This window comes from Bacillus sp. ILBB4 (genome assembly GCF_035064545.1).
In the GTDB taxonomy this organism is placed as follows: domain Bacteria; phylum Bacillota; class Bacilli; order Bacillales; family Bacillaceae_H; genus Priestia.
This window is the reverse complement of sequence record NZ_JAIQVD010000007.1, coordinates 72,255-97,445: the sequence shown is the minus strand read 5'-3', so window position 1 is coordinate 97,445 and position 25,191 is coordinate 72,255. Positions and strand designations below refer to the sequence as shown.

The following is a 25,191-nucleotide window of genomic DNA, read 5'->3' as shown; positions in this document are numbered from 1 at the left end:
ATTTCATTCTTTTCGTTCAAGAAAAGCAAGTTTCAGTATACCATTCTCATAGCGGAAACGCGCATCATAGTGCTTTAATAGCCTCTTTCAATATTAACCAAGTTAGAAGGCAATTCGCCTTGTTCAACTTTTTGCAGCGTTTCAACAAAGCACTCGACGGCTTCTTCAGGCGTAGTCACCGCTGAAATATGAGGTGTTATGATGATGTTTGAATGATCCCACCAAGAAGATTCTTTCGTTAACGGCTCATGCTCAAACACGTCTATGTATGCTTTTCGAATACGTTTTTGCTCAATAGCCTCTACTAACGCATTTTCATCTACAGTTGCTCCTCGTCCAACGTTTATAAAGTATGCATTTTCAACTACATTCATCCATTTTGGATCAAAGTAGCTTTTTGTTTCATGTGTTAGGGGCATTGTACTAATAATCCAATCGGCTTCTTTTAGCAATTCTTTTTCCTTCGAAATCGAGACCACTTGATCAAATGACGGCTTTTCATTTCCACTTTTAGATACACCAATTACTCGTACACCAAAAAATTTTAAAACGGCTGCAAGACGCCCGCCGATTTCACCTGTTCCGTAAATTATGACCGTTTGAGTAGAAAGCTGCTTAGGCTCTACCACTTTCCACTGCTTTTGTTTTTGCTGATGCTGAAACTGTGCGTGGTGCTGAAGTTCAGCTAGCATATAGCTAAGACAATATTCACTGATTCGCTGACCGAATGAACAAACCGTACGTGTTAACATCACACTCTTTTTCCAATTACCGCTTTCTAAGAACCGGTCGACTCCTGCGCCGAGAGAATGAATCCATTTAAAGCTATGATCTTCAAAGCAATTCGTTGGACCGAAGGATAAAAGCGCGTCAGCCCAGTCTAAATCTTCAATTGTAACGTCTTGCTCTTCCATAAATCGAAACGTCTGAGACAGCTGCTTTTGATTGATTATCTCCTGCAGCTCTTTATGCATTCTTCCTGCCACTAGTATCGTATGAATGTTCATTTCTTTTCCCCCTGCCTTTTTGTTCTTTTATATACTCTATTTGAATGATTCGATATAACCGTCCCTTCGTCATGAAGGATTTTCTACATTGATATATATAGTATGAATGAAGTGAAAGGAAGACGCGAGTGAATTTTATATGACTTTCAAGGCTGGAAAACTCATATGGATTTATGTATATAAGTTCGCTATAATCGTTATGAATCAATTTGTTTATAACGAAACGTACGATAGATATTTTAAAAGAAAAGGTGTGTCAGCATGAGTGTATTAAACGTAAAAAATCTAAGCCATGGTTTTGGTGACCGTGCGATTTTTAACGACGTATCATTTCGATTGTTAAAAGGTGAACACGTCGGCTTAATTGGAGCAAACGGCGAAGGTAAATCAACATTTATGAACATCATTACAGGCAAGCTAGAACCGGATGCTGGAAAAGTAGAATGGTCTAAAAAAGTGCGCGTTGGCTATTTAGATCAGCACACAGCATTAGAGCGCGGCCTTTCTATTCGTGATGTACTAAAAAGTGCTTTTCAATATTTATTTGATTTAGAAGCTCAAATGAATGGCCTCTATGAGAAAATGGCGGAGGTATCACCAGAAGAACTCGAAAAACTATTAGAAGAAGTCGGTACGCTTCAAGACCTCTTAACAAACAATGACTTTTACGTTATCGATGCAAAAGTCGAAGAAATTGCACGCGGATTAGGCTTAGAAGATATCGGCTTAGATCGCGATGTACAGGATTTAAGCGGCGGACAGCGTACGAAAGTATTATTAGCCAAACTGCTGCTTGAAAAACCAGAAATTCTTTTACTTGATGAGCCTACAAACTACTTGGATGAACAGCATATTGAGTGGCTGAGACGCTACTTGCAAGAATATGAAAATGCCTTTATTTTAATTTCTCACGATCTTCCATTTTTAAATAGCGTGATCAATTTAATTTATCATATGGAAAACCAAGAGTTAAATCGCTATGTAGGAGACTACGACGATTTTATGAAAGTATATGAGATGAAAAAACAGCAGCTTGAAGCAGCTTATAAAAAACAACAGCAAGAAATGGCAGATTTAAAAGATTTCGTAGCGAGAAACAAAGCCCGTGTGTCGACACGAAATATGGCCATGTCCCGTCAAAAAAAGCTCGATAAAATGGAAGTAATTGAACTAGCTCAAGAGCGTCCAAAACCAGAGTTTAACTTTAAGGGTGCTCGTACTTCAAGCAAATTAATTTTTGAAACATCTGATTTAGTCATTGGATACGAAGAGCCGCTTTCTAAGCCACTGAATTTAAAAATGGAGCGAGGTCAAAAGATTGCCCTTGTAGGAGCAAATGGAATCGGGAAAACAACTCTTTTAAAAAGTATTTTAGGAGAAATCAAACCGATTTCAGGCTCTGTAGAAAAAGGAGATTACCAGCATATTGGCTATTTTGAACAAGAAATCAAAACGGCTAATTACAATACGTGTATTGAAGAAGTATGGAATGAGTTTCCTCACTTTACCCAATACGAGATTCGTGCAGCTTTAGCTAAATGCGGCTTAACAACAAAACATATTGAAAGTAAAGTAGAAGTTCTAAGCGGTGGAGAAAAAGCAAAAGTTCGTCTATGTAAGCTGATTAACAATGAAACCAACATTCTTGTACTGGATGAGCCTACAAACCACTTAGATGTAGATGCGAAAAATGAATTAAAACGAGCTTTAAAAGAATACAAAGGAAGTATCTTAATTATTTGCCACGAACCTGAATTTTATCAAGATGTTGTCACAGACGTGTGGAACTGCGAATCTTGGACGACTAAATTATTTTAAAAAAACGGGTTAAAAGAGGCATATCTTTTAGAAAAAGTGGGAATGATAAGATTAAGTTCCCCCCCTTTGTGTGAGTAGCCATTTTTTAAATGGTTACTTTTTTTATGTATAGTCCTTTAATAAAATGGCTATATTGTATCTATACTCCCTAAACCCAAAAAGGCCGCTGCAGCAATGCAGCGGTCTTTTCGTGGTCATGGCTTCATCTGTAGCCAGCTATCAAAATAATGAACAGCTATACTGCTTGGAGGATTTTCAGCTTGACACTCCGTAAGCAACATACCCAGCTCTTGCATCATCTTTTCTTCTCCTTTAGCAGAAAAAGAAATGTATTCTCCTTCATCTGAAGCTTTCGTTTCTAACCCTATTTCAATCGGAGTGGATAGTAAACGTCCCCACTTGCGTTCATTTTCTGTTATTTCAGCAATACCGTTTTCTTGATCTGCGTGGTTTCGGTACGCCATAATTGTGACTTCATCAGCGTACTGAATAACCCACCGCCCCAGCGAACCGGAACCATTGCTATTTTTGAATGGAACTTCGTCAAACCAAAACGGTATATCTACAGCAAGCGGCAAGTGTAACTCATGAGACTGTACAGCGGCTTGAGAAATAACATATTGATACTGCAGAATACTTTTCACGCGATTATTTTCCCAACTTTTATACAAATAAGGCTCTACATCCAAATGAACCCCTGAAAATTGCTGTTGCTCGTCTGCTTCTGCCTGGTAAACTGTTATCCAATTAAAAAATGCTTCCTGCTCTTCTATACCAGAAGGCCCTATCCAATAAGGAGCGCCGTCAAGTGCGTAAACACTTATGCCCTTGGCTTGTGCTTGTTGGATAAAATGCCTATATACGGAAGGTGAAAGATGAGTATCAATTTGTAAATAAACGTTTGTCACCTTTTTTTCTTGAAGCTTTTCGAGGATAGCTTCTTGGTTCAGCATCCATTTCTTTGTATCCCACACCCACGTCGACAGCGGTATATTCATCTCTGCATTCACCTTTGATCCACATCCCATTCCTTTCCCCATATTAAACAGCCATACAACCACCAGAAAAATAAGAACGCACTTGCTTTTCACACTCTTTTTCCTCCTTTATACGAGCCAGAACTCATATAAAGAGAGTCTGACAGCTTGGCACAACTTTATGGTGAATTTCCCCCTTAAATCTGTAGCTTTTAGCAAACTCCTCCTTATGAATTTTTTGCAGCTTAATCTCTATATGTTCTATCGGTTGCTTGATTTATTTCTCTATATCTTTCTTATTAAATAAATATGCCTGTTTTGGATGGTTTGGCTGATTTGGATATTTCAACTGTAATTGTCCTTTTCGTAATAGCTTTGTTAAATAATTATTACGTACTCCATCCGGCGTTCTTTCTAGTAAATAAGCAAACTCTTTAAGCATAAGCGGTTTTTCTTTACATAACTCAAGAATAATATGTTCCATCTGATTCGGCGAAAGCCGTTTTTTTTCACGAGCCAGCGCTGCAATACCCCATAGCTTCGTATCAATATTCTCCACATTTACCAAATTAGAAGAATCCTCTTCTTGTTCCTTATTGCAGGAGTTATGATTTTTATTACAGGAGTTAACATCATTATTATATAAGTTACTCTCATTATTATAGTAGTTATCTTCTTTATTTAAGGAGTTAACACCGTTGCTATATGACTTTAACTCCTCTATTAATTCTTTATTATAGGAGTATCTATTTTTATTATAGGAGTCAATTTCGACATCGTTTTCAGGTATATTTTGATATTTTTCGACATCTTTAAAATTATTTCCCAAATCGGTTATGGACGTATTGTAAGTGTCTTTTTCAGAAGAACTCACCTGTCTTTCTTGAGTGGACAGAGATAACGTGACCACTGTACGATGCATAGAAACATCTTGATCAATAGCCGGCGTTTTATAATGATGCAAGCTCCAATTTTGCTTTACTTTTTTCAAACCAGAGCCCGAACGTTCACATAACCCTAGTAAACTGAATAACTTAACGATATTTGGGTTTCGAAGCTGACTAACGGTATTGCTAAAAACTGAATCTGTAGGTACTAACAAAAGACCTGGATTAGAAAAAACGTAATGTGAAGGTTGCTTTTCTAAAATAACGCCGCCCTCGCCATTATAATCTGCATGAATAAGCATATTAATCAAAACTTCTGTTAAAGAGGAAGCGATTGACGGCTGGGGTTCGCTATTACGAACAATTTCATGAATATGAAAATAAAAATCAAAGATATTTCCTGACCACGTCCCGTCTTGAGAGGTAAAGCGCTCTGTCCATTCTTCGTTTCCTTTACTTTCCCGGTATTCTAAAAAGTATTGTGGTAAAACTTCTGTGATAATCCGTTCTTCACTGAATAAAAGCAGGCCTGCGAGTGTGACTCCTTCTTTATGGGTATCTCTAACCTTTCCCCAAGCTCCTACTTTGTATAAAAACTCCTTTGTTTCAAGCGCATTCCAAGGATGAGCTGGTTTTACTTCAGCAAACCGATCCCGGTAGCTTTTGATCGTATCAAAATTTAATTCGTTTAATCCATAGTGCTCTAGGATGAGATTATCTTGTAACATATTCAACTCTCCTATTATCTTTGTATATTTATTTAACAGCGCGAATATGCTGTTTCTTACCTCTTGTTACTAACGTACTAACTTTATTTATCTAGATGCCATCAGCACCCCAAAGTCCAGTCCGTAGATTGTACTTCTGTTGTACAATTTCTTCTAAATCGATATATACATCTTATCTATTCTATCATTTTTTCTTTATTCTCTCCTTCATTTTTCAATCTTCAAAACAGTCGAGTTTATTGTGTAAAAGCTGTGGATATTCATCTTTATCCACAGCTTTTACACAGACTACAAACCCTTTTCTAGCTGTTTCAATATAAATTTGTTATAATACCCTTCATAACAACGGATTAAGTGAGGGATTACATATGGAAAAAGCTACATTTGCAGGTGGATGTTTCTGGTGTATGGTTACACCTTTTGAAGAGCTAGAAGGTATTCACGGCATTGTATCAGGATATATGGGGGGAACTGTGGATAACCCTACTTATGAGCAAGTAAAATCTGGAACAAGCGGTTACTACGAAGTGGTTCAAATCACATTTGACCCCGAAGTGTTTCCGTATAAACGTTTATTAGATCTTTATTGGCCGCAAATTGATCCAACGGATGACGGAGGTCAATTTCAAGATCGCGGCTCGCAGTATCGAACAGCAATTTTTTACCATAACGACAGCCAAAAACAGGCAGCTGAAGAGACGAAGCTAGAGGTCGCAGAAAGCGGACGTTTTAAAAAACCAATCGTGACAAGCATTCTTCCTGCCTCTACGTTTTATGAAGCCGAAGAGTATCACCAAGATTTCCACAAGAAAAATCCAAAGCATTATAAAGAAGACCGCGCTAAGTCTGGGCGAGATGAATTTATTCAAACGAACTGGAAATAATTCTTGTGTTCAAAACAAAGCCGCATAGCGTTTGCTATGCGGCTTTGTTTTACCAATTATCTGTATAAGTCGTTGTTGTTGACGGCACGCTCCAATATTGCTGCGAAGGCTGCCATGCTTTTAACGATCCATCAGCTCTCTTCACAATTGCTTTAAATTGAACATTTTGACTCGCAGAAAAATAGACTGTGCCTCTCCAATCAGCTGTAGATGAATTATATGTTAATTTAATTGGATAAATGGACGTATCCCACTGACCTAGCTCAGCTCTGTCTCCAACAATATAAACCGTTTCTCCTAATGCAGTTGGCGCATTTTTTACTACAACCGTTTGCGCAACAGGTGTAACGCCCAACGTATTTTTAAATTGCCCCATCAGCGTATCATTGTTAATAACATCGTAGAAACGAAGCAAAGTAAATCCTGCAAAATTATAGTTAAAGGCCATTTCAGCTGCTTTTTTATATTGATCTTCACTGCCTATAGTTAAAGCATTTTCCCCGTTTAAAACAACTCCTTTTGCATTCGCAATACCTGCTACCTGGCGTACAAGCGTCTTTGGCATAGAATATTCCGGATAATTTCCGCTGTCCGTCATTTCTAAGCACGTAAACGTTATATCTAATTTAGCTGTTTTAAACGCATCTAAAAGCGCGTTGTAATCATTATATCCAGCAGGTTTTTCTGCAGCATGAGGAATCGTGGGATTATTATACTGCCAATGAATTCCTGCCACTTTTGCACCGATTGGTACGTTAAAGGTGGAATCAAAAGCCTGATGAGCTAACTGTCCAATACGTTTTGTGTGATCTTCCAAAGCTCCTTGATACCATGCTAAGAAATCTTTTCCATAAGCTGTTGAATAACCATCTTTTAAGAACTGATAGCCATCTGATGGCGGTAAAACTTGCGATGCAGACGTTAAATTGGTTCCCCATGCTTGATTAATGCCGGCGAGTGAACCGTATTTAGTCAAAGCATATGATTGAAACTTGCTTTTGGCGAAGTTCGTATACACTTGAAATTTCCCTCTAGACGGATAGCCGGTTCCGTCTGCTGCTGTATAAGACGGATAACGAATTTCACCTGCAGGGCCTCCTGATAAATAGATTTTAGCAATCACGTCTTTATAAGGTGCTAACGCTTGCGCAAATGCCGTGTAGAGCTCTCCATATTGCTTAGAAATAACATCGGTTGCAAGCGGGCTTAGCGTTTCTTTATTTGTCGTACCTGTTTCAGATTTAAAGTAAAGGCTGTCATCACTTTTTAAGTTCCATACCCAAGACGGAAGCGGAACGTTACAATCATCTCCTACATTACCGCCGCACTGATGAGTAGAAATAATAGGAACGATCTTTATACCCGCGTTACGAGCTGCTTGAGCAAATCGCTGAGCATAGGAAAAATCGAACTGCTGATCGCCGTTTTTCTCCATATCTCCCCACCAGAAGTCTACTGTCACTGCATAAAATCCATTTTGTTTCGCTTTGCGTAAATCGTTCTCAAACGCTTCCCATGTTGTATAGTCTGTTACCTTTTTTAAAGGCGCCATTAAATAGGTTTTGTAACCTGGATTCATTGATTTTCCATCTACGGCAGCCGCTCCGTTAATTGGACTCAAAATGAAAGCGTTAACAAAAATGAACATCAAAACGAAAGCCAATCCTTTTTTACATTGCTGTTTCATATCTTCCCTCCATTTTTTCAAAATCACCTATAGGTATTCGGCAGATTTTAGTTTTTTCCTTTTTCTTTTATAAAAAAAGACGCCCCGCCAGGACGCCTTCTTCATTAGTTCCAAATCTCATTCACCCATTCAGGATGGTCAATAAACGGATTGCGGTTATGCTGATAGTCTGAATAAATAATGTCATTTCTACGTCGTTCTCGATCATCTACTGGGTCTTGGGCATTCCATTGAAGAAGCACAGATAATTTCCCGTGATAAGGAGCAGTGCCATTATTCACTGTGTTATTAAGTTCTAAGTCAGGCTCATCACTTACATCGCCTTCATAGCGTACGGCCATATAAAACAACATACGAGCCACGTCGCCTTTTACTTCATCTCGAGGTTCCCATGAATCACTGTCAAAATAATTTCCGAGTGCTTCGCTATGTTCCGTCCCTCCGTTATCAAAATCTAAGTTTCCTCTCGTACTGTTTACAGACACATCGGTTGGACGTAAGTGATGAAGATCTGTTCCAGGTCCCATAGCTGTTCCGAAATCCCCGTGAGACTTTGCCCAGACGTGCTCACGGTTCCAATCGTCCACTCCGCCTCCATTTGTACCCTTAGCCTGTGAACGCCCTGTGTAGAGCAAAATAACGTTATTTGCGTTAGCTGGATCTTCATCCGTTTTCTTTAAAGCTTCCCATACGGCTGAATACGACAGTTCTGTGTGATGATCAATAATGTTATGAAGCTCTGTCTTTAAGCTGTTTCCTGTTTTTTCAGCTGCAGTACGATAATAGTCTTCTACTGGAACGGTTGGCCCTGTGGGATCTGGAGCGGGATAAGTTCCTCCTGTTTCTGTACTGATAGAAGTAACTGATTTTATTCCAGAGTGCGAAAAATAAGGAGTGAGTGTGCCCGTAACAGTAAGACTTTTCCCTTTTAACTCCGAGTGACTTTGAAGTCCAAATGTACTTCGCAAATTTGAAGGAATTTGAACGTACACCAGCTTGTCTGTATTGGTTTCATTTGAACTGTCAGCAAGAGCAAGTGCATAATCGTTTGGGTAATTGCTCGTAATAACTGTAGATGTGCCTGTGGGTTGACCTACTACATATCCTTTAACCGTTTGTACACTGTTGTTTTGATTCTCAAGAGCTTGTGCAACAGATAAAAACGCGGCTGCTTGACTAACAGGAGTTAAGCTTACTAAAAGAACAAAAATAAGCAGGGACATTGCCCATGTTTTTTTACACAGAGCGTATAATTTCACTTTTTTATTCCTCCTTATGATAGGTTTGAAAACTAGTTTTCTTCCATCTCTTTATATTATTTTTTCACTGTGAATTCCCTGCCTCTTTTTTGTTAAGTTTTATAGTGAAAAAGATGTATTCTTCTTTACAGTGACGGCCACTTTATGCGAAGGGTTATATTTTTAAAAGTCCACATTGGAAAAAGCATTATGTGTCTTTCTTTATATATGGTATAATCAACCGAATCGTAAAAGAGCTTATACTATTTCAGAAAATGAAATGATTTAAATAGAAATGAGGATTGTCTATGCTTAGTTTTGACGAAAAATTAGCTATTATTTCATCGTTTCCAGAGCTGCATCGAAAAGATGTATCTTTAGGACGCGTGAATTTTCATTATGAAGAAAGCGTGTACGATAAAACGGTTGTTGTGCATCATCTGCACCCTAACGGAAATGGATTTGTATATGCAGGGTTTTTAAAAGGATATGAAACAAATGACAAAGGTCTTGTAAATATCCGTGATTATACAGAAGAAGAGCTTCGCTCTATTATTGAAGCTTCTATTGAATCTTTGTCTACCCTTCCTGATACAGCTAGAGAAGAAGCTATTGTAGGGAATGGAAATGAACAGCGCTGGAACGGCCCAGACAATGCAACGCTTTTACTTGTTCATGAGGATGACCTGTGGAATGTTTATTCTGGCTTGAATTTAGAGGCAGCATTTCTATCTTACGAAGAAGCAGAAGATTATTTGTTTGAAGAAGGCTTCCGCCGCCTATAAGCCTGCGTCTATATGAAAAAACCTCGCTGTTGATTAACAGCGAGGTTTTTTCATTTTTTTACAGAAGGCTGAGGGCTAATGCGCGGTATTAAAACCGCAAATAATATAACAACCCCCACACCAATCAATAATAAATAAAACCATTGTAGGTCTGATGACTTTTCAGAAACAGTTTGTTCTGTTCGCTCTTTCTTGTAGGAAGTGTTTTTAGAAGAAAACAAGTTATATTCTTTTGCTTTCGCAGAAATCGTATTATCTTCAGCTGATGCGTTCGCAAAAAGACTTTCTTTTAAGCTCTCTTTCTCTGCATCTTCCTCTTTTTCAAATGTAAGATCCTTTATTTCCTCCGGAATATTTCCTACTTCTTTTTTATTTTCTAGCAAAGATTCGGGGTCCAAATTAATCGGATCATCCTTATATACATTTGGTTTAATCTCTTCAACGTTTCCGTCATCAGCTTCAGCCGCTGCTGCTATAGGGAAACAAAGAAGTGAAAAAATAAGAACAATACTTCCAATCTTCTTATTAAGCACTATAGGTTTCATCATTTTCAACCTCTTTAGTCGTCTTTAAAGCACGAATAATAGATGGCAGAACACTTAAAACGGCAGTCATTCCCAGTAATACAATAAGCGCCTGTCCAAACAGAGACTGCGTATCATATTGAATTGACATATATACTTTAGATACTGGATCTTCGTAATTAAAGTTTGGCATAGATAAGTTAAGAAGCGGGGTAATATAAAATAAAATCAACCCTACTGTCGTCACCCATCCAGCGAAGCTTCCTAATAAGAAAGCAATACGTACGAGTGTAGATGAAGCAAGCAATAAGACGATTGTAAAGATTGACCATTCCATTGCCCGGTCTCCCGATAACGAATAAATATTAAGGCTAAAGATACTTACCATTAACCCTACAATCAAATTCAATAACCCAAACAGCGTACCTTTCACAAGCATAGGTGCATGTCGGTAGTATTGACTGAAATAGCCAATTAGTAAGCTGCTGATTAAAATAATAACCAAAATGACAACTGGTGGAACCTCTTTTACTTTTTCAGCCGGCACTTCACCGCTTACTTGAAGAGGATTCGCTAAATAATGATAAACGTAATCATTATTCTGTCCATCTACTAATGTATTATTTAACAAACGGTATACCTGGCCGCGAACCAACTTCGTTGAATCCACGTTTTGGGCCCACTTGCTGTTAAGCGTGTCAGCTTTATCCTGGACTTCATTTACACGCTTCTGCAATTCATCTGTGTATGTGACAACATTAGCTTGTCTTTCACCTAAAGATGAAATGAGTTCGTTCATTCCCTTCAACTCTTGACCCATGCTTTGCTGCAGCGTCATTAAGCCCGTTACGTCCGGAGCTTCTTTCTTTTCTAATGCTTGATCTTCACCTGCGCTAGATTGAAGCTCTTGATTCATTGCATTTGCTTTTTCTTGAATAGCTGATAGCTCTTCCATAATAGATGCTTGTTCAGCATCAACTGTTTGGCCATATTGATCAGCAAAATCTTGCACTGAACTTTGGAACTGTGCTAACTCTTCTTTTGTTAGAGACAGGTTTTGTTGGATTTGCTTACGTGCATCTTGAGAAGAGACGGTGCCAGCTAACGCCTGCTGCAAACTTCCTTTAATAGAGTCATTGTTAAGGACGCTGTTCTGTATGTCTGTATTTCCTATTTGAGCTAAAGTCAAATCATACTGCGATAAATCACCGTAATACTTTAGCAGATCTTCTGCACTGCTGCTTTGAATCTTACCTGAGAATGTATTGCTCAACTTTTCCTTGCGAGAAGCTGAAAGGTTTGGAGAAGATAAAATTTTATCTTCTTTGTTTTTAATCATCGTAATGAGATTGTCTACATCCACACTACCTTTAGAAGGCTTTTTGCCGTCTTCTTTCAACTTTTCATTCTCTTTTTTTAATCGTTCATTTTCTTCTTGAAGCTTAGCAATTTGACCGCTCGACGACTTGGTTGCTTCTTCTAAGTCTTTCTCTGCTTTGTTTTTCTGTGCTGTCAAAGACTTAACGTCTGCTTCCAAACTGGCAATTTTCTGCTTCAGCGCATCCGTATTTTCTCCTGAAGCTTCCGGCTGAACGGTTACATTTTGCAGCTCATCTTTGACTGCTTGTACCTGTGTTTTCAGATTAGCCACTTTTTCAAGCGCACTTTTCACAGCATTGGATGTACCTGATGCATCCGCTGTGTCCGATGTTTCAGGCGTTTCCGTTCCCTCAGATGTCTCAGGTGCTTCAGGCGCTTCAGGTGTTTCGTTCACCATTCCTTGGAGCTGCTGTTCTAAGTCTTCAAGTCCTTTTGATATATCATCAAGCTTTGCTGTTTGCTGAGATAAATCCACTTTAATTGGTTCTGACGTTCCTTCGCCTTGACCGGAATCTGGCTGAGTTCCATCATCTTCTCCAGGATCCGTCGGCGTCTCTCCACCTTGATTCGGATCTGGCTGAGTTCCGTTATCTTCCCCAGGGTCCGTTGGCGTCTCTCCGCCTTGATTTGGATCTGGCTGAGCTTCGCCATCTTCTCCTGGATCCGTTGAGCCTCCGCCACCCTCATTTGATGAAGCTGTCTCTAGCTGCGCACGAAGCGGCTTTAGCTTACTTTCAATTTGATTTAGGGTTGTTTGCTCTGACTGCTGTTTATATGAACTGACTATTTGGCCGTTCAAATCTTGCAGAGCTTTTTCTTGTTCACTGACGTTATCCGCTTGTTGTTCTCCAAGTTCTCCGACGGCTTTTTGATTTTGATCCAACTGCTGTTGAATGGAAGATAAGCCACTAAACACTTGATTGGCCTGCTCATTAAAATTTTGCTTAGAGCTTGGCTGATTAGATTCAAGGGAAGACAACTCTTCTTGAATCGCAGCGACGCTTTGAGCCTGCGTTTTTTCAAGCATTTGTTTCTGTGTTTCTTGATATGTTTGATATTGATTTACATATTCAATGAAGCTGTTTAAATTCTTTTCAACCTGTTCTACGTCGCCTTGTCTGTCACTTGAACCTTTTTCTGCTTTATTTACATTATCTTGGATTTGCTGAAGAATTTTCTTTTGATCATTTAATTCACCTGCTAAATCTTTTGAATTCGGTTTATAAAAAGCGACCATTGTTTTTTGAAAGGCGATTTCTTTATTTAGAATTTTATCGAACTGTCCGCGTACCTTATCTACTTCCTGTGATACATAACTCCAGTACAAAGAGGACATTTCATTATTAACCTTTGTAGTAGCATCTTCTAATTCCCCTACTACTTTTTCCTTATTAACTGCGTTAAGCTGACTTTGAACTTTGTATTCCAAAGTAGCTTTTTCTGGATTTTTTTCCTGATACGATAAAATATTTTGTGAGAAGGTCGAGGGAATATAGATAACCGCATCATATTTCCCATTCTGTAAACCGCTTGTAGCTGCGCTTCGTCCAAGCACGGTCCATTGATAATCCGACCCCTCCTGTAAAAGAGGAGTCACTTTTTCTCCAAATTCTATCGCTTTTTCACTATTTTCTTTTACTCCATTATCTTCGTTAACAACCGCAATCGTTCTTGTTGAGTTTTCTGTGACTTGCAGCGGGTTGTCTCCAATATACTGGAAAAAGAAAGAAGGAAGAGCCAAAATTAAAACAACAGCTAATATGACTTTAAGTGTATACTTACGCTGTTCGGTCATGTTAAGATCTTCCTTTCACTTACACATAGCGGGATTTGAATTCTTGTTTCTTTTCCACTTTTAATATAATAACCGAAGCCAGGGTTAACATCGGCTTCTTTTCGGTCATAAGGAAGTGTAAATAAGCTTTGCTCTGTTTTCTTCATCAGCAACACGGCTTGGCTAATTTGCTTCACTTCTGTTGTTAACGCGTCAAATCCTTTTGAAAACTCATTGTTGTTCCCTGCAACAATCAAGTTAAAGCCCAGGTGACTATAATTTTTCATCAATTTTGTAATACGATCCTGCAGGACGCTGTCTAAGTTTTGCTGGAATCGTACAAATCCGTCTACTACAAGCATGATCGGGGCAAATGAAAGACTGTGTACCGTTCCTTCCTGCACTGCTTCCAAATACTTATTTTCACGTCGCTGCAATCGTTCTTCAGTTAAATCAAGCCAGTCGATAATCTGTTCTTTTGTTTCCATGTAAACAACTTGCTCTTCAGCTGCATAGCTTGATAAACCGCGGTCAACCGAATCAAATAGTCCGATTTGCTTCACGCCTTGTTCAAGCGCTGTTTGCAGTATGACCTTCACTACATTTGTCTTTCCTTTTTGCGTCTGCCCCATGACGATGCAATGCTTATTTTTCGTAAAGTTCATATGCACCGGTCGAACAAACTCTTCATCTAATCCAAGAGGAATGACTCCTTTTTCCCGAATAACCCTTCTGTCCGTCATAAACTCGGCAAGTACAAGTTTCGATGACAGCATTGGTACAGGCTCCGGAACAGTAGCATCAGCATATTGATTCTTTAATCGTTGAATGTGCAGCTTAACTGCATCAAAGATTTCAAAATCATCTTTTCCTTCCGCAGGTAAAAACAGCTGCGCAAAATAAGGTTGATCCGTTTTGATAATAGCCCGGCCTGGAATAGACTCTAGCGCATACGGCGTACGTCCTAGAATAGAATACGCTTCTGAATGATCCATTAAATAATGAACAACTTTTGTTTTCAAGTTATTCATAAGCGACTGACGAATAGAATTCACGCGCGTCGCGGTAAAGATCATATAAATTCCTAAAGACTGACCGTCACGCACGAGCTGTGTGAACTGCATTTCTAGATCTTGCATTTCTTCTTTGACAAGATCAAAATTATCAATCGTGATAAAAATTAGAGGAAGCTCTTCTGAACTTAGAGCATTATACATTTTGATATTGCTAACTTCCCGCTGTTGAAATAACTGCTTTCGCCTTGCGATTTCTTGTTTGATAATCGTCATGAATTTTTCAATTTTACGCATTTGATCCATTAAGAAATAATCCGCCGTATGAGGCAGCTGACGAAGCGGCAGTAGCGTGCCGTTTCCAAAGTCAAAAATGTAATAATGAAGCTGCTCCGGGCTCTGTCTTTCAGCTAGACTAAGAAGCAACATCATGACTGTAAACGATTTACCGTATCCTGACGAACCAAATATACCAATGTTTCCATCGTCCATCAGCTGATAGTTATATACCGTTTGGCTTTGCTTTTCCGGTTCATCAATCAGGCCAATTGGGAATACGCCGTCTCGCTTCTCTTTGTACTCACTGCGAAGCAATCTTTCTTTAAGAGGCGGCAGCCATGGACTATTTAATTTTTTGATAGCTAGTTCCTGCTGCGTTTTTTCAATTTTTTGCACCACAACATCAATTTCTGCTTCCGCTTGTTTAGATGACGTCTGCTGAGTAGATACATCAGATAAAGGAATCAACCCGAGATCTGTGACAATGGCGACTTCATCTTCAGCCCCATACGTATCTTCCATGTACGGCGCGCCGCTCCAAGCTGACTGAAACAGTTCATACACTTCATTATTTCCAACCTGCAGATAGCCTCGACCCGTCACCGTAATAGAAGCAGCGTCCGCATTTTTTAAAATTTCTTTACTGTCAGCGGCATCTTGGACTTTTAAAGCTACTTTAAAGCGCGCGTTACTCCAAATTTGATCGTCAATAACACCGCCTGGCTTTTGCGTCGCTAAAATTAAATGAACGCCCAGACTACGTCCAATGCGCGCCGCGCTGACTAATTCCCGAATGAACTCTGGTTCTTCACTTTTTAACTCGGCAAATTCATCCGAGATTAAGAATAAATGAGGCAGAGGTTCTTCTGCCATACCTTGCTTATATAAATCTGTATAATCATTAATGTGATTGACTTCATATCTATCAAACAAGCGCTGGCGTCGTTTTAATTCACTTTTAATAGAAGCTAGGGCTCTTGTACTAAAATTCTTACTTCCTTCAATGTTTGTAATGGTTCCAAGCAGATGAGGCATGTTTTTAAACGGCTGAGCCATTCCTCCGCCCTTATAGTCAATCAATAAAAATGCAACTTCATGGGGGTGGAAATTCACCGCTAGAGAAAGAATGTACGTTTGTAAGAATTCACTTTTTCCTGACCCCGTCGTACCTGCAAGTAATCCATGAGGGCCGTGAGCTTTTTCATGAAGATTTAGTTCAACAATATCTTCTTTTCCTTTTAAACCAATGGGAACTGCTAGCGACTTAGCTGATTCATTGCTTTGCCACCTTTGCACGATATCCAACTCACCAATTTCTCTTGCTTTAAATAATTCTAAGAATGAAACGCTATTTGGAATTGAGTTGGTCATGCCGACTTGGTGATCCAATGTTCGCAGCATCCTTGCAAATCTTTCATTATAATCAAGCGTGTGCTTATCAAGCTGAAATGGAATATTCACAGCTTTTTGCTTTTGAATTAATATATCCCCCTCGGATTCGTTAATATAACGGACGAGTGTATGAACATGCTCCGTTAAGCTTTCCTTTGTCTCTGCCGCAAATATCGCAGAGAACCCAAGGTGAGGGTGATATCCTTCTAAATACTCTAAGATAACGTGATCTGCAATTAACTGCTGATTCGTAATAATAAAAACAAAGTGAGGCAAGAAAACCCCTTCTCCTTTTGCTTCATCTAAATCGCGTTCTCTCAGCATTTCATAAATAGAAGATAAAAGCTGATCTCTCGTTTGTTCATTATAGATGAAACCTTTCGCAAAAGAATGCGGAAGCTGAAAATGAGGAAGCCATTTCATCCATTCCCACTCTTTATATTCTTCTTCATCAAAAATGAATACGAATCTTAGGTCATGATAACTGTGGGAAAATGCCAGCTGTCCTACAAGCTGATGCAGTTCATTCTTCACCGTTTTCATCTTTCCTACCAGACCGATAGAGCCTAAACCTAAATGAGCGGTAACAGGGGCATTTTTCACTTCTCGATAGACCTTTTCCATGTGCTGAGACTGCTCAAGCAAATCATCAATTTCTCGATTAGCCATATCTCCGCTATTCAAAGAAATTTGGTAGCTTCCCGGAACTGTTCCTGTTCCAAGGCGCACCTGTAAAAAATCACTGCTTTCTACAGTTCGTTCCCAAATTCGATCAGAAATCTGTTCTGTTAAATACTTCATTCGTTCAAACGTCGGAAAATGATAAGATAATACATCTCGTTGAACTGATACTAGTTCTTGTAATTCCTCGCGCTTGTTTTCTAAATACTTTGTATAAATTCGACGACGACGCTCCTGCCGCTTCTTGCGCTGTTTTTTATCTTTGAAGTATTGAACGGTAGATACAATCAGCGTAGTCGTAAACATCATGACAGATATAATAATAAAAATTCCCCTAGGCTGAATAATCGAGACCGTACCCATGACTAAAAGCATGACTAATGGCGGTAAAATAGTAAGCCATAAGCTTCGGTTATTTTCATCATTGTCCTGAGACGGAAAGGACAAGCTTACCTTATCATTAGGCAAATCATATATCATGCGCGGTGTCCGTCTATAAACCGGGTACTTCTTTTTCATTTCAGAAATAGGCTGTGCCGTAGCTGGAAGCTTAGATGCATAATCGTAGTAGCTTTGAATCTTCAGCAAATCTTTTTCGATCAATTGAATCGTCATAGAAGACCATAAAATAAGATCTCCGGGCTGAAGGTTCGTATTCTCTTCTAGTCGGTGTCCGTTAAGATAAAGCGGTTCTTGGTTATAAAAGACCTTCCACTTCCCGTTTATCTTTGATAAGTAAAATCCTTCTTTTGGCTCTACTACACACTTTTGTTTCTGCTGATACACATCAGCTGCTTCATCACTTGTGGAAAACGAAACTTCTGATCCGTAATCAATATAATAGACAGCTTCTTTAACAGCCGTCTCTGTAAGGACAAAGGTTAAAGCATGTCCTTGTTCTCGCCATACAAACGACTCAGAAACAGATAGCTCTGCTATCCTTTCTTCTCCGTAGGAAATTAAGAGCCGGCCGTTCTTTTCAGATGACAGCGTCATTTGCCCTTTCTCAAACGGATAGGAAAACGTAAAAGTTTGATGCTGAGTGTTTCCAACCGTTGCTTGGCGAAAGGTTTTAAAATCTACAGGCAGCTGCTGATACGTTTGCCCACTAACTACCCAAAGCATATTCATACAACTACCTCCCTACTTCGATTGGTCTTCCTGCTGTTTTTTCTGCTCTTCTTGTTTCTTTTTCTCGGCTTCTGCAGCTTTCTGATCTTCTTCCTGCTGCTTGGCCGCCTTTGCCTCCTCAGCTTGTTTCTCTTCTTGCTGCTTGGCTGCTTCCGCTTCTTGCTGATCATTTTCTTTCTTAAATTCTTCAAGTTCGTTCGCTACTTTATCAAGCTCCTCTTGCTTTTTATCAGCCGCTAAATCGTTGTCTGTCTTTAGCTGACCTTCGTATTTCATTAGTGCATAGATAATTAATGAACGTTCTTCTAACAACCTGCTGACTTCTAGCGCTTTTTTGTTGTCTCCTCGGCCAATGTAAAACCAATACGCAAAATACTGAGGATCTGACTGAAGCGTAATAGTCTTTAAAGCATTTGCTTTTTGCTCCTCCCCTAACTTTTCATTAACAAGATAGGAAGTTGCTATTTCGTATTGCACAATTTTAGGCATACTTTCAATGTCATAATCTTCAAGTGTGTCGACTACTTTGCTGTAGTTTTTTTCAAGAAAGTATTCGTTGCTTTCTACAAATGCTTCTTGTTTCGGCTGAGCAAAAAAGTAAGAGTAAAAAGTATAAATAAGAGCTGGAATTAATAAGACAAGTATACCCACAGATGAAAACTTAAAAATAGTCCAGCGTTTTTGAGGAAGTTGAACGAGTGTCTTTTGATGCTTTTCAATTTGGGTTAGCTTATGCTGAACAAATTGACTCAACTCTTCCTCATTGCTGATATGCATTATTTTTTTAGCGTCTTCTTTTAATTGCAAGGTCTCATATAACTTAAAATACTGTTCAAATGTATGCGATGAGTCAACGGCCGCTGCTATCGTAGCCTTTAACTCTTGAAAGCTTTGTTCCTCGTTAGACTCATAAGGAGGTAAACTTTCTTTGACTCCATAATGTAAAAAAGCCGGACTTAAACTTTTATCAAAAATGATATTTTCTGGACAAATCAACAAATGCAGCCTTGAAAAAGAATGCTGCTTTACCTGTTTGATAAGCTGATCTGCAAACAGCCATTTTTGCTGTTCTTCTTTTCCTCTTAATGCTGTAAAAGGTTGAAATTCAGAAGTAGGCTTAATTGTTATTTTAAGTTCATCATCGCTCATCATGATTTCTTTTTGAAAAGCCGTGTTTACATCCTTTAACATTTCAATCTCAACAGAACGATTAAGTCGAATTTTTTCTTTTTGAAAAATAAATGTATATTGATTATTATGACGTGTCATTACAGCTTCGAGCTGTTCTTCTAAGTAAGTCGGTTTCTTCTCTGACATTCTAATAGACTCCTTTAGAGAATTTCGATACAATCACCTGTGGTAATTCCGCAGTTAATCATCGTCTCATTTCCCGAGAAAATAAGATTTTTATTTGAAACACGTATCCACGCACCGTCCTTTGGTGATTGAGTAATCTTTTTAGCTTGCCAAACGATCTCGACTACTTTTTTGAGTGAATGATAGTTTGATAGTCGCAAATCGAACCGATCACCTGTATAGTGCTTTAAGTCTACTGTTACTTCTATATACATAGGGTTTCATCACCTCAAAACATAGAAAAAGCGCCTTCATCTTTTGAGAATAGGGCGCTCCTTTTATTACTTCACTTAGATTATTAGATGAAGTTAACCGCGGATTTGGCTAGCGATTTGGTTATCTGTATCTTCAAGAACATTTGCAGAGTCATCTAATTGCTTAGCAATCTTTGTAAGTAGGTTAGACATTTCAACGAAAGAAGGCTTTAATTCTTCGTATTGAGCAGCAAACGCTTCGCTTGAAGCACCTTCCCACATGTCTTGAAGTTGATTTTTCATTGTATCAAGACGGCTTACTAATTCTTGAACTTGACCGCTTTCGTTAGTATAACGACCTGCCATGTCGCGAAGCTCTGCTGGTGTTACGCGAATAATCCCTGACATACATATCTCTCCTTCGGTTTATATATTTACTATTATTGTAAGAAACTCTAGTGTTAAGGTCAAAGGTTACTTGCAAAAGCCTCCAAAAATAAGAATATGTATCTACAAATACCCCTAAAAAATGCAAATAAAACCTAAATAACCAAGATTTTGTTCTCATTTAAACCTTTTCCATCTGATCTATAGGTACCTATTTAAAGGAAAATAAAAACTATAAGACTATTAAATTACATTTTTGTTCATTATCTATAGAACTATTTACTAGTAATAAAAAAGCAGCAGCCTATTTAAGGCCCTGCCTCTTTATATATCTTCTATTTATTTAAGATTCAGACATGCTTTGAAAAAGCACATGCGCTTTTTATTTTTTGGCTACTGCTTAAAATAATTTTGATCTTCTTTTAACATCCTTATTTCTTCGGGGATGAATAATTTTGAGAGAGGCGTGTCAGGGTTAAGTAATATCGCTATTTCTTCATCTAATACAGGCAGCATATCCTTAAATGATACGCATACGGTCTTTTCATCTTTCAGCATCTGTTCAATCGGATATTTTGACGAAAAAACAGGTAAATATCGGTACGCTGCGCTTTTCATCGTCTGAACGTAGTGCTCTGCAATTAATATATCTGATGCTCCATGCTCTGAACTAACAACTAGCCATAAATTGCTATTCATTAAAGTTTTATAAAATTGAGCAATTTTCTTATTATCTTTCATTGCTTCAATTAATGATTTTTCTAATAAGTTAAATGTATATTTCATTGCCGAGACAACCCTGTAAGGAACTGTACCATTTCACTTCCAGCGCCATCATATACTTCATTCATTCTCTCTTCACTTCCTCTGTGCTGTCACTAAACATAATGTTTGAAGGATTCATTTCCTGACTTAAAATGCCCAACCCCATTTGAATAACGCCATAAGTAAAAAATTCCGTTCGACTGCATGTAGAACCATTCACTACTTTTTCTTCCCAAGACATAGAAAGCGAATTCCACATAACATTAAGAGTACCTAAAGGTTTTTCAATCGTTCTATGCATATTGTCATACGTATTCCATTCTTTTAAGTTCTTTATGTCATTCCACGTATCTTGTGAATGGGTGCTCCCATCGCTCCACACGCTCGACCAAAACTCCGTCCAGCCTGAAGAGCCTTCTAGCTCTCCATCTGCTTTTCTCATTTGTTCTGCAGTGTCTTTTACTAATAAATGTGCGTTTTCCGTTAGCGAATCAAGTTTGCGAATCATATGCTGTAACTCTTCCTGCAAGTCCAGCACTTTATCAATATCTGCAACAGACAAGAAATGTAGATTTGTAGCTTCCCAGCTTAGTTTTTGAAGTGCATCAGCCGTCTGTGAATGAGACTGCTGAATTCGCTCTGCAAATGTCTGCAGCACCTCTGGATTTACTTTTATCTCCATGTATGTCCGTCCCCCTATCTCTTGTAAGCCTTCAGTCATCATCCAAACATTTTTTAAGCCTATACGGAAAGACTCACTTTCTAAAGGAGTGAGTCGATAATGTTATTTATTACGCCGATGCTAACTCTCTTAATCGCGAAATTTCTAAGCGTAAAGTTTGAAACAATTCATCCCTTACGTCGTACAGATGAAAAGTAGATTGCGTAATATCATTATAAATATCCTCATATGAGCTCTTAGAACGCCCTGACCAATCTGACGCATATTGTTGGTGCGAATTTTGAAACAGATAGATACCCTCTTCAAGAAATTCCATGATACGTTGAACTTCATGTAAATATGATTCTAATTGATCTGCATCTCGACTATATTCTTTACTTTTTCTTCTTCGCTCTATGTCGTCAAAGAGATCATCAATTGCATCCATAAAATGTCCCCACGTCCTTCTTCCTCTTTTATTAGAAGTCTCTTAAAGTAATGTTAAAATAAGGTTACAAAAAACAAAATCCATCATTCAAACTATTTTCATACCTAGGAAAAAATATCTACATTTCTCTTTTTTTACTTATTTATACAGGTAAAATAGAGAAAATAAACAACGCCAGGCTGCTGTAATAAAGCAGTAGACGTTGCTTTTTAGGTTGTGACACTGCTGTTATAAAAAGGAATAATACCTAGTTTACATTCGACCTTTTTGTTTCTTTTTCTTGTTAAATGGCTTTTTTGAAGGTTTTTTAGCTGTACGGGACTGCTCTTTTGTTCCGTCATCCACGATTTCACCCATATAAAGTTCTTTTTTCACTAATGAAAGTTGAAGTTCACGTGCGATTTGTTTTAAATTTCGTTCTTCACGTTCAGTCACAAGAGAAATGACTGTACCTTCTGCTCCCGATCTGCCTGTTCTACCTGAGCGATGTACGTATTGATCTGCATCTTGAGGAACATCGATGTGAATTACATGCGTCAATCCCTTAATATCTAATCCTCTAGCTGCGACATCCGTTGCTAATAAGACAGGGAAATCTCCTTTTCGAAACCCTTTAATCGTCGTAGCACGATCTTCTTTTTTCGTTTCACTGTGTAAAGAGCCTGCTTCTACACGCTTAAATGTTAATTTCTCTTCAAACTCGATGAGAGTATCAATCCCTTTAAAAAAGGCTAAAGCTTTCATTTGTTCTTGACGAACTAGTTTTCTAAGCACGTCCACTTTATCTCTAGCTTCACTTTTGATGTATACATGCTCTACCTTCGAAGCTGGAAGTTCGTCTCTTCCTACCTCTATTTCAAGAGGATGGTTCATCATATCTTTCGCTAGCAATTTGGTACGTTCTGATACAGTAGCTGAGAAGACTAGGATTTGACGATCACTTAACGCCATTTTTACAATCTGTTGAACCGTTTGAAAATGCTCAGGTACAAACAATTGATCCGCCTCATCAATCACAATTGTTTTGACTTCGTGCATTTTTAATTTCTTCATTTTAATTAGCTCGTTCAAACGTCCTGGGGTACCAACAATGATATTAGGACGTTTTTTGAGTTTTTCTAATTGTCGTTTCATATTTGCTCCGCCAATAAACGCAGCACTTGAAATACCGCTTCCCTGCGACCAAGTTTGAATTTCACCGTGAATTTGCATAACTAATTCATGGGAAGATGCTAAAATAACTGCTTGAATATGAGATGGTCCCGGCTGAATGCGATGTAAGACAGGCAACAAATATGCCAGCGTCTTTCCTGTTCCCGTTGGGGATTCTCCTATTACATCTTTATTAGCTAAAATCTCTGAAATAGCTTTCGTTTGAATAGCAGTAGGCTCATTGAACCCTGCTTTTTTCCACGCCTCTTGTAAAAAAGGCTGTAAAGTCTCTATAAATTGACTCATATCTATCTCCTTTTCCATGCTTTTCTCGATATTATAAACGATTTTTTTTATTTCAATTAAACGAATGTATCAGTCGCCATGTGATGTGCGTTAATACTGACCTTAATTTCTATTTATAAATAAACCTTTCTTATCCCAAGGGACCCTGTCAATCCGTCAGTAGAAAAATCGGTTGTTGCCTTAACTTTTCTACATCAATAAACATAGCTTCAACTATGATACACTATTGCTTCTATAGAAAACAATATGATCCTCTTTATTATGAACGAAAACTTGTATAAGAAGAAGGTTTTATGTCCTATATGGATCCAGACGCAAAGGGCTCATCTGCTTACTGCCTCTTTTTCAAGAAAACAGCCGCCTCTCTGAACTACGAGAGGCGGCTGTTTCGTTCTATAATTGGCATATCAATAGTAACCGTTGTCCCTTTTCCTTTACCGCTTTTAAAATGCATGGTACCTTGATGACGCTCCATGATCTTGTAACACACGGCCAGCCCTAAGCCAGTGCCAGCTTCTTTTGTAGAATAAAACGGCGTTCCTACTTGTTCAATCCTCTCTTGACTCATTCCGATTCCATTGTCTTCAAAGTGAATCAATGCTCGTGTATCTTTTTCTTCAACTGTTATTGTAATATGACCTTTCTCCATAATAGCTTCTACACCATTTTTAATCACATTGATGAACACTTGTTTCAACTGATTTGCATCAGCTGAAACATAAATAGGCCTTTTCGCTGTTTCTTTCAATAAAATAGAAACATTATTTAAATTGGCCTGCGCTTCCATTAGGGTAATAACTTGTTTTAAAATCTCGCATAAATTGGTCTTTTCAAAAGATACATGCTGCTTTTTTCCAAGAATGAGCATTTCACTGGAGATTAAGTTGATGCGGTCGATTTCAGACATCATAATATCTAAATATGTGTCATTTGTTTCCTTAGAGGCTTGCATAACCTGTACAAAGCCTTTTAAAGAAGTAAGCGGGTTTCTAATTTCATGTGCGACGGCACCTGCCATTTGTCCAATAACCGACATTTTTTCCGAGGTTATCATAAGCTCTTCATCTTGACGGTATGTAGTAATATCGCGTGCAATCATAAATACACCTACTACCTGCTTATGAACGATGATGGGAAGCAAAGAACACCTAAGCAACCGTCTTTCTCTCTTTCTATTGATCACATTCATTTCGAACTTAGCACCTTTTCCATTCAGCACTTCTTTAAAATACTCTTTACACATATCAAACTCTTCAGCTGCGATAAGAGCTGAAGGTTTCATCTTTTGTAATTCTTCACTGGAGTATCCAACGATTGCTTCACCTTCTGGATTAGCAAGAAGAACTTCACCCGTTTTACTTATTTCAAAAACGCCATCGGGATTATGTTTGAATAAAGATTGATAGTGCTGATTGCTCGTTTGAAGTTCGTGTTCTTTTACTACGAGCTCTTGCTGGGACTCCACTAGTTTATAAGCTCTCCTATATACCAACCCATACAGAATAATCCCCGTAGCTAAAATAAAAAACCAACCTTTGTATTGTTGAAAAAAAATATATACTTCAAAACGACCTTGCGCTAATGTTCTAGATATATTATCAGATATCAAGATCCATACAGCGCCAATAATGATATATATAATTGAAATTCTTAAAGCTACTTTACGCGCGTGTTTCACCAAATTTTAATCACCTGTTTATCAGTATTGATCCCCTGTCTTATTGTCTTTATATGAAG

Annotated in this window: 18 protein-coding genes and 2 pseudogenes; 3 read left to right on the top strand and 17 right to left on the bottom strand. The window is 38.4% G+C overall.

Features of this window, described 5'->3' with window-relative positions; translation table 11 throughout:
- Positions 1-74: 74 nt before the first annotated feature.
- A complete protein-coding gene (locus tag LAV82_RS24395) occupies positions 75-1,007 on the bottom strand; it encodes an NAD(P)-dependent oxidoreductase (protein ID WP_328255176.1) in 933 nt (310 codons plus the stop codon).
- A gap of 261 nt (positions 1,008-1,268) precedes the next feature.
- Here LAV82_RS24395 and LAV82_RS24390 point away from each other — a divergent pair, with 261 nt between their 5' ends.
- Positions 1,269-2,825 carry an ABC-F family ATP-binding cassette domain-containing protein gene (locus tag LAV82_RS24390; RefSeq protein ID WP_211078850.1) on the top strand — a complete coding sequence of 519 codons (1,557 nt, stop codon included), beginning with the start codon at positions 1,269-1,271 and terminating at the stop codon, positions 2,823-2,825.
- 194 nt (positions 2,826-3,019) lie between these two features.
- Here the strand turns inward: LAV82_RS24390 and LAV82_RS24385 are convergent, their stop codons facing one another.
- Positions 3,020-3,916 (bottom strand): amidase, encoded by an 897-nt coding sequence (locus LAV82_RS24385; RefSeq protein ID WP_328255177.1) that lies wholly within the window; start codon positions 3,914-3,916, stop codon positions 3,020-3,022.
- 163 nt (positions 3,917-4,079) lie between these two features.
- Positions 4,080-5,417 (bottom strand): DUF8451 domain-containing protein, encoded by a 1,338-nt coding sequence (locus LAV82_RS24380; RefSeq protein WP_499717144.1) that lies wholly within the window; start codon positions 5,415-5,417, stop codon positions 4,080-4,082.
- A 368-nt stretch (positions 5,418-5,785) separates the two neighbouring features.
- Here LAV82_RS24380 and msrA point away from each other — a divergent pair, with 368 nt between their 5' ends.
- The gene (msrA, locus tag LAV82_RS24375; protein ID WP_029324598.1) at positions 5,786-6,301 is read left to right on the top strand and encodes a peptide-methionine (S)-S-oxide reductase MsrA; all 516 of its coding nucleotides are present in this window, start codon (positions 5,786-5,788) and stop codon (positions 6,299-6,301) included.
- A gap of 49 nt (positions 6,302-6,350) precedes the next feature.
- On the opposite strand, the gene LAV82_RS24370 is transcribed toward msrA, so the two are convergent.
- The 3 genes and pseudogenes from LAV82_RS24370 to LAV82_RS24360 all read right to left on the bottom strand — a co-directional run.
- Positions 6,351-7,988 (bottom strand): family 14 glycosylhydrolase, encoded by a 1,638-nt coding sequence (locus tag LAV82_RS24370; RefSeq protein ID WP_328255179.1) that lies wholly within the window; start codon positions 7,986-7,988, stop codon positions 6,351-6,353.
- Between the two features lie 104 nt (positions 7,989-8,092).
- Positions 8,093-8,773 (bottom strand): annotated as a pseudogene (locus LAV82_RS24365) (endonuclease I family protein); the annotation flags it as partial.
- A gap of 75 nt (positions 8,774-8,848) precedes the next feature.
- Positions 8,849-9,211, bottom strand: a pseudogene (locus LAV82_RS24360) (DUF6359 domain-containing protein); the annotation flags it as partial.
- A gap of 323 nt (positions 9,212-9,534) precedes the next feature.
- Here LAV82_RS24360 and LAV82_RS24355 point away from each other — a divergent pair.
- On the top strand, positions 9,535-10,011 hold the full coding sequence (locus tag LAV82_RS24355; RefSeq protein WP_013055111.1) for a hypothetical protein: 477 nt from the start codon (positions 9,535-9,537) through the stop codon (positions 10,009-10,011).
- A 50-nt stretch (positions 10,012-10,061) separates the two neighbouring features.
- Here the strand turns inward: LAV82_RS24355 and essA are convergent, their stop codons facing one another.
- The 11 genes from essA to LAV82_RS24300 all read right to left on the bottom strand — a co-directional run bounded on the left by essA (position 10,062) and on the right by LAV82_RS24300 (position 25,132).
- Positions 10,062-10,559, bottom strand: coding sequence for a type VII secretion protein EssA (gene essA, locus LAV82_RS24350; protein WP_013055110.1), 498 nt, complete (start codon positions 10,557-10,559; stop codon positions 10,062-10,064).
- Complete coding sequence (gene esaA, locus LAV82_RS24345; protein ID WP_328255182.1) at positions 10,537-13,710, bottom strand: type VII secretion protein EsaA; 3,174 nt, start codon at positions 13,708-13,710, stop codon at positions 10,537-10,539. Before esaA ends, essA begins: the two co-directional genes overlap by 23 nt.
- Positions 13,707-18,185, bottom strand: a complete 4,479-nt coding sequence (essC, locus tag LAV82_RS24340; protein ID WP_013055108.1) for a type VII secretion protein EssC — start codon at positions 18,183-18,185, stop codon at positions 13,707-13,709. Before essC ends, esaA begins: the two co-directional genes overlap by 4 nt.
- Positions 18,186-18,197: 12 nt before the next feature.
- Positions 18,198-19,502, bottom strand: a complete 1,305-nt coding sequence (essB, locus tag LAV82_RS24335; protein WP_499717143.1) for a type VII secretion protein EssB — start codon at positions 19,500-19,502, stop codon at positions 18,198-18,200.
- Between the two features lie 14 nt (positions 19,503-19,516).
- Positions 19,517-19,756: an ESX secretion system protein YukD gene (yukD, locus tag LAV82_RS24330; RefSeq protein ID WP_013055106.1), complete on the bottom strand. Its 240-nt coding sequence runs from the start codon at positions 19,754-19,756 to the stop codon at positions 19,517-19,519.
- Positions 19,757-19,849: 93 nt separating this feature from the next.
- A complete protein-coding gene (locus tag LAV82_RS24325; protein WP_013055105.1) occupies positions 19,850-20,143 on the bottom strand; it encodes a WXG100 family type VII secretion target in 294 nt (97 codons plus the stop codon).
- Positions 20,144-20,515: 372 nt separating this feature from the next.
- Positions 20,516-20,908 (bottom strand): SseB family protein, encoded by a 393-nt coding sequence (locus LAV82_RS24320; RefSeq protein WP_499717142.1) that lies wholly within the window; start codon positions 20,906-20,908, stop codon positions 20,516-20,518.
- Positions 20,909-20,969: 61 nt separating this feature from the next.
- The gene (locus tag LAV82_RS24315) at positions 20,970-21,569 is read right to left on the bottom strand and encodes a WXG100 family type VII secretion target (RefSeq protein ID WP_013055103.1); all 600 of its coding nucleotides are present in this window, start codon (positions 21,567-21,569) and stop codon (positions 20,970-20,972) included.
- A gap of 109 nt (positions 21,570-21,678) precedes the next feature.
- Positions 21,679-21,996, bottom strand: a complete 318-nt coding sequence (locus tag LAV82_RS24310; protein ID WP_013055102.1) for a hypothetical protein — start codon at positions 21,994-21,996, stop codon at positions 21,679-21,681.
- 252 nt (positions 21,997-22,248) lie between these two features.
- A complete protein-coding gene (locus LAV82_RS24305) occupies positions 22,249-23,454 on the bottom strand; it encodes a DEAD/DEAH box helicase (protein ID WP_499717141.1) in 1,206 nt (401 codons plus the stop codon).
- Positions 23,455-23,824: 370 nt separating this feature from the next.
- Positions 23,825-25,132, bottom strand: coding sequence for an ATP-binding protein (locus LAV82_RS24300; RefSeq protein ID WP_234015017.1), 1,308 nt, complete (start codon positions 25,130-25,132; stop codon positions 23,825-23,827).
- Positions 25,133-25,191 lie beyond the last annotated feature (59 nt).

Coding starts and splice junctions, on each gene's coding strand:
- LAV82_RS24395 (WP_328255176.1), bottom strand. CDS start 1,007: ATGAACATTCATACGATACTAGTGGCAGGAAGAATGCATAAAGAGCTG.
- LAV82_RS24390 (WP_211078850.1), top strand. CDS start 1,269: ATGAGTGTATTAAACGTAAAAAATCTAAGCCATGGTTTTGGTGACCGT.
- LAV82_RS24380 (WP_499717144.1), bottom strand. CDS start 5,417: ATGTTACAAGATAATCTCATCCTAGAGCACTATGGATTAAACGAATTA.
- msrA (WP_029324598.1), top strand. CDS start 5,786: ATGGAAAAAGCTACATTTGCAGGTGGATGTTTCTGGTGTATGGTTACA.
- LAV82_RS24370 (WP_328255179.1), bottom strand. CDS start 7,988: ATGAAACAGCAATGTAAAAAAGGATTGGCTTTCGTTTTGATGTTCATT.
- LAV82_RS24355 (WP_013055111.1), top strand. CDS start 9,535: ATGCTTAGTTTTGACGAAAAATTAGCTATTATTTCATCGTTTCCAGAG.
- essA (WP_013055110.1), bottom strand. CDS start 10,559: ATGATGAAACCTATAGTGCTTAATAAGAAGATTGGAAGTATTGTTCTT.
- esaA (WP_328255182.1), bottom strand. CDS start 13,710: ATGACCGAACAGCGTAAGTATACACTTAAAGTCATATTAGCTGTTGTT.
- essC (WP_013055108.1), bottom strand. CDS start 18,185: ATGAATATGCTTTGGGTAGTTAGTGGGCAAACGTATCAGCAGCTGCCT.
- essB (WP_499717143.1), bottom strand. CDS start 19,502: ATGTCAGAGAAGAAACCGACTTACTTAGAAGAACAGCTCGAAGCTGTA.
- yukD (WP_013055106.1), bottom strand. CDS start 19,756: ATGTATATAGAAGTAACAGTAGACTTAAAGCACTATACAGGTGATCGG.
- LAV82_RS24325 (WP_013055105.1), bottom strand. CDS start 20,143: ATGTCAGGGATTATTCGCGTAACACCAGCAGAGCTTCGCGACATGGCA.
- LAV82_RS24320 (WP_499717142.1), bottom strand. CDS start 20,908: ATGAAATATACATTTAACTTATTAGAAAAATCATTAATTGAAGCAATG.
- LAV82_RS24315 (WP_013055103.1), bottom strand. CDS start 21,569: ATGGAGATAAAAGTAAATCCAGAGGTGCTGCAGACATTTGCAGAGCGA.
- LAV82_RS24310 (WP_013055102.1), bottom strand. CDS start 21,996: ATGGATGCAATTGATGATCTCTTTGACGACATAGAGCGAAGAAGAAAA.
- LAV82_RS24305 (WP_499717141.1), bottom strand. CDS start 23,454: ATGAGTCAATTTATAGAGACTTTACAGCCTTTTTTACAAGAGGCGTGG.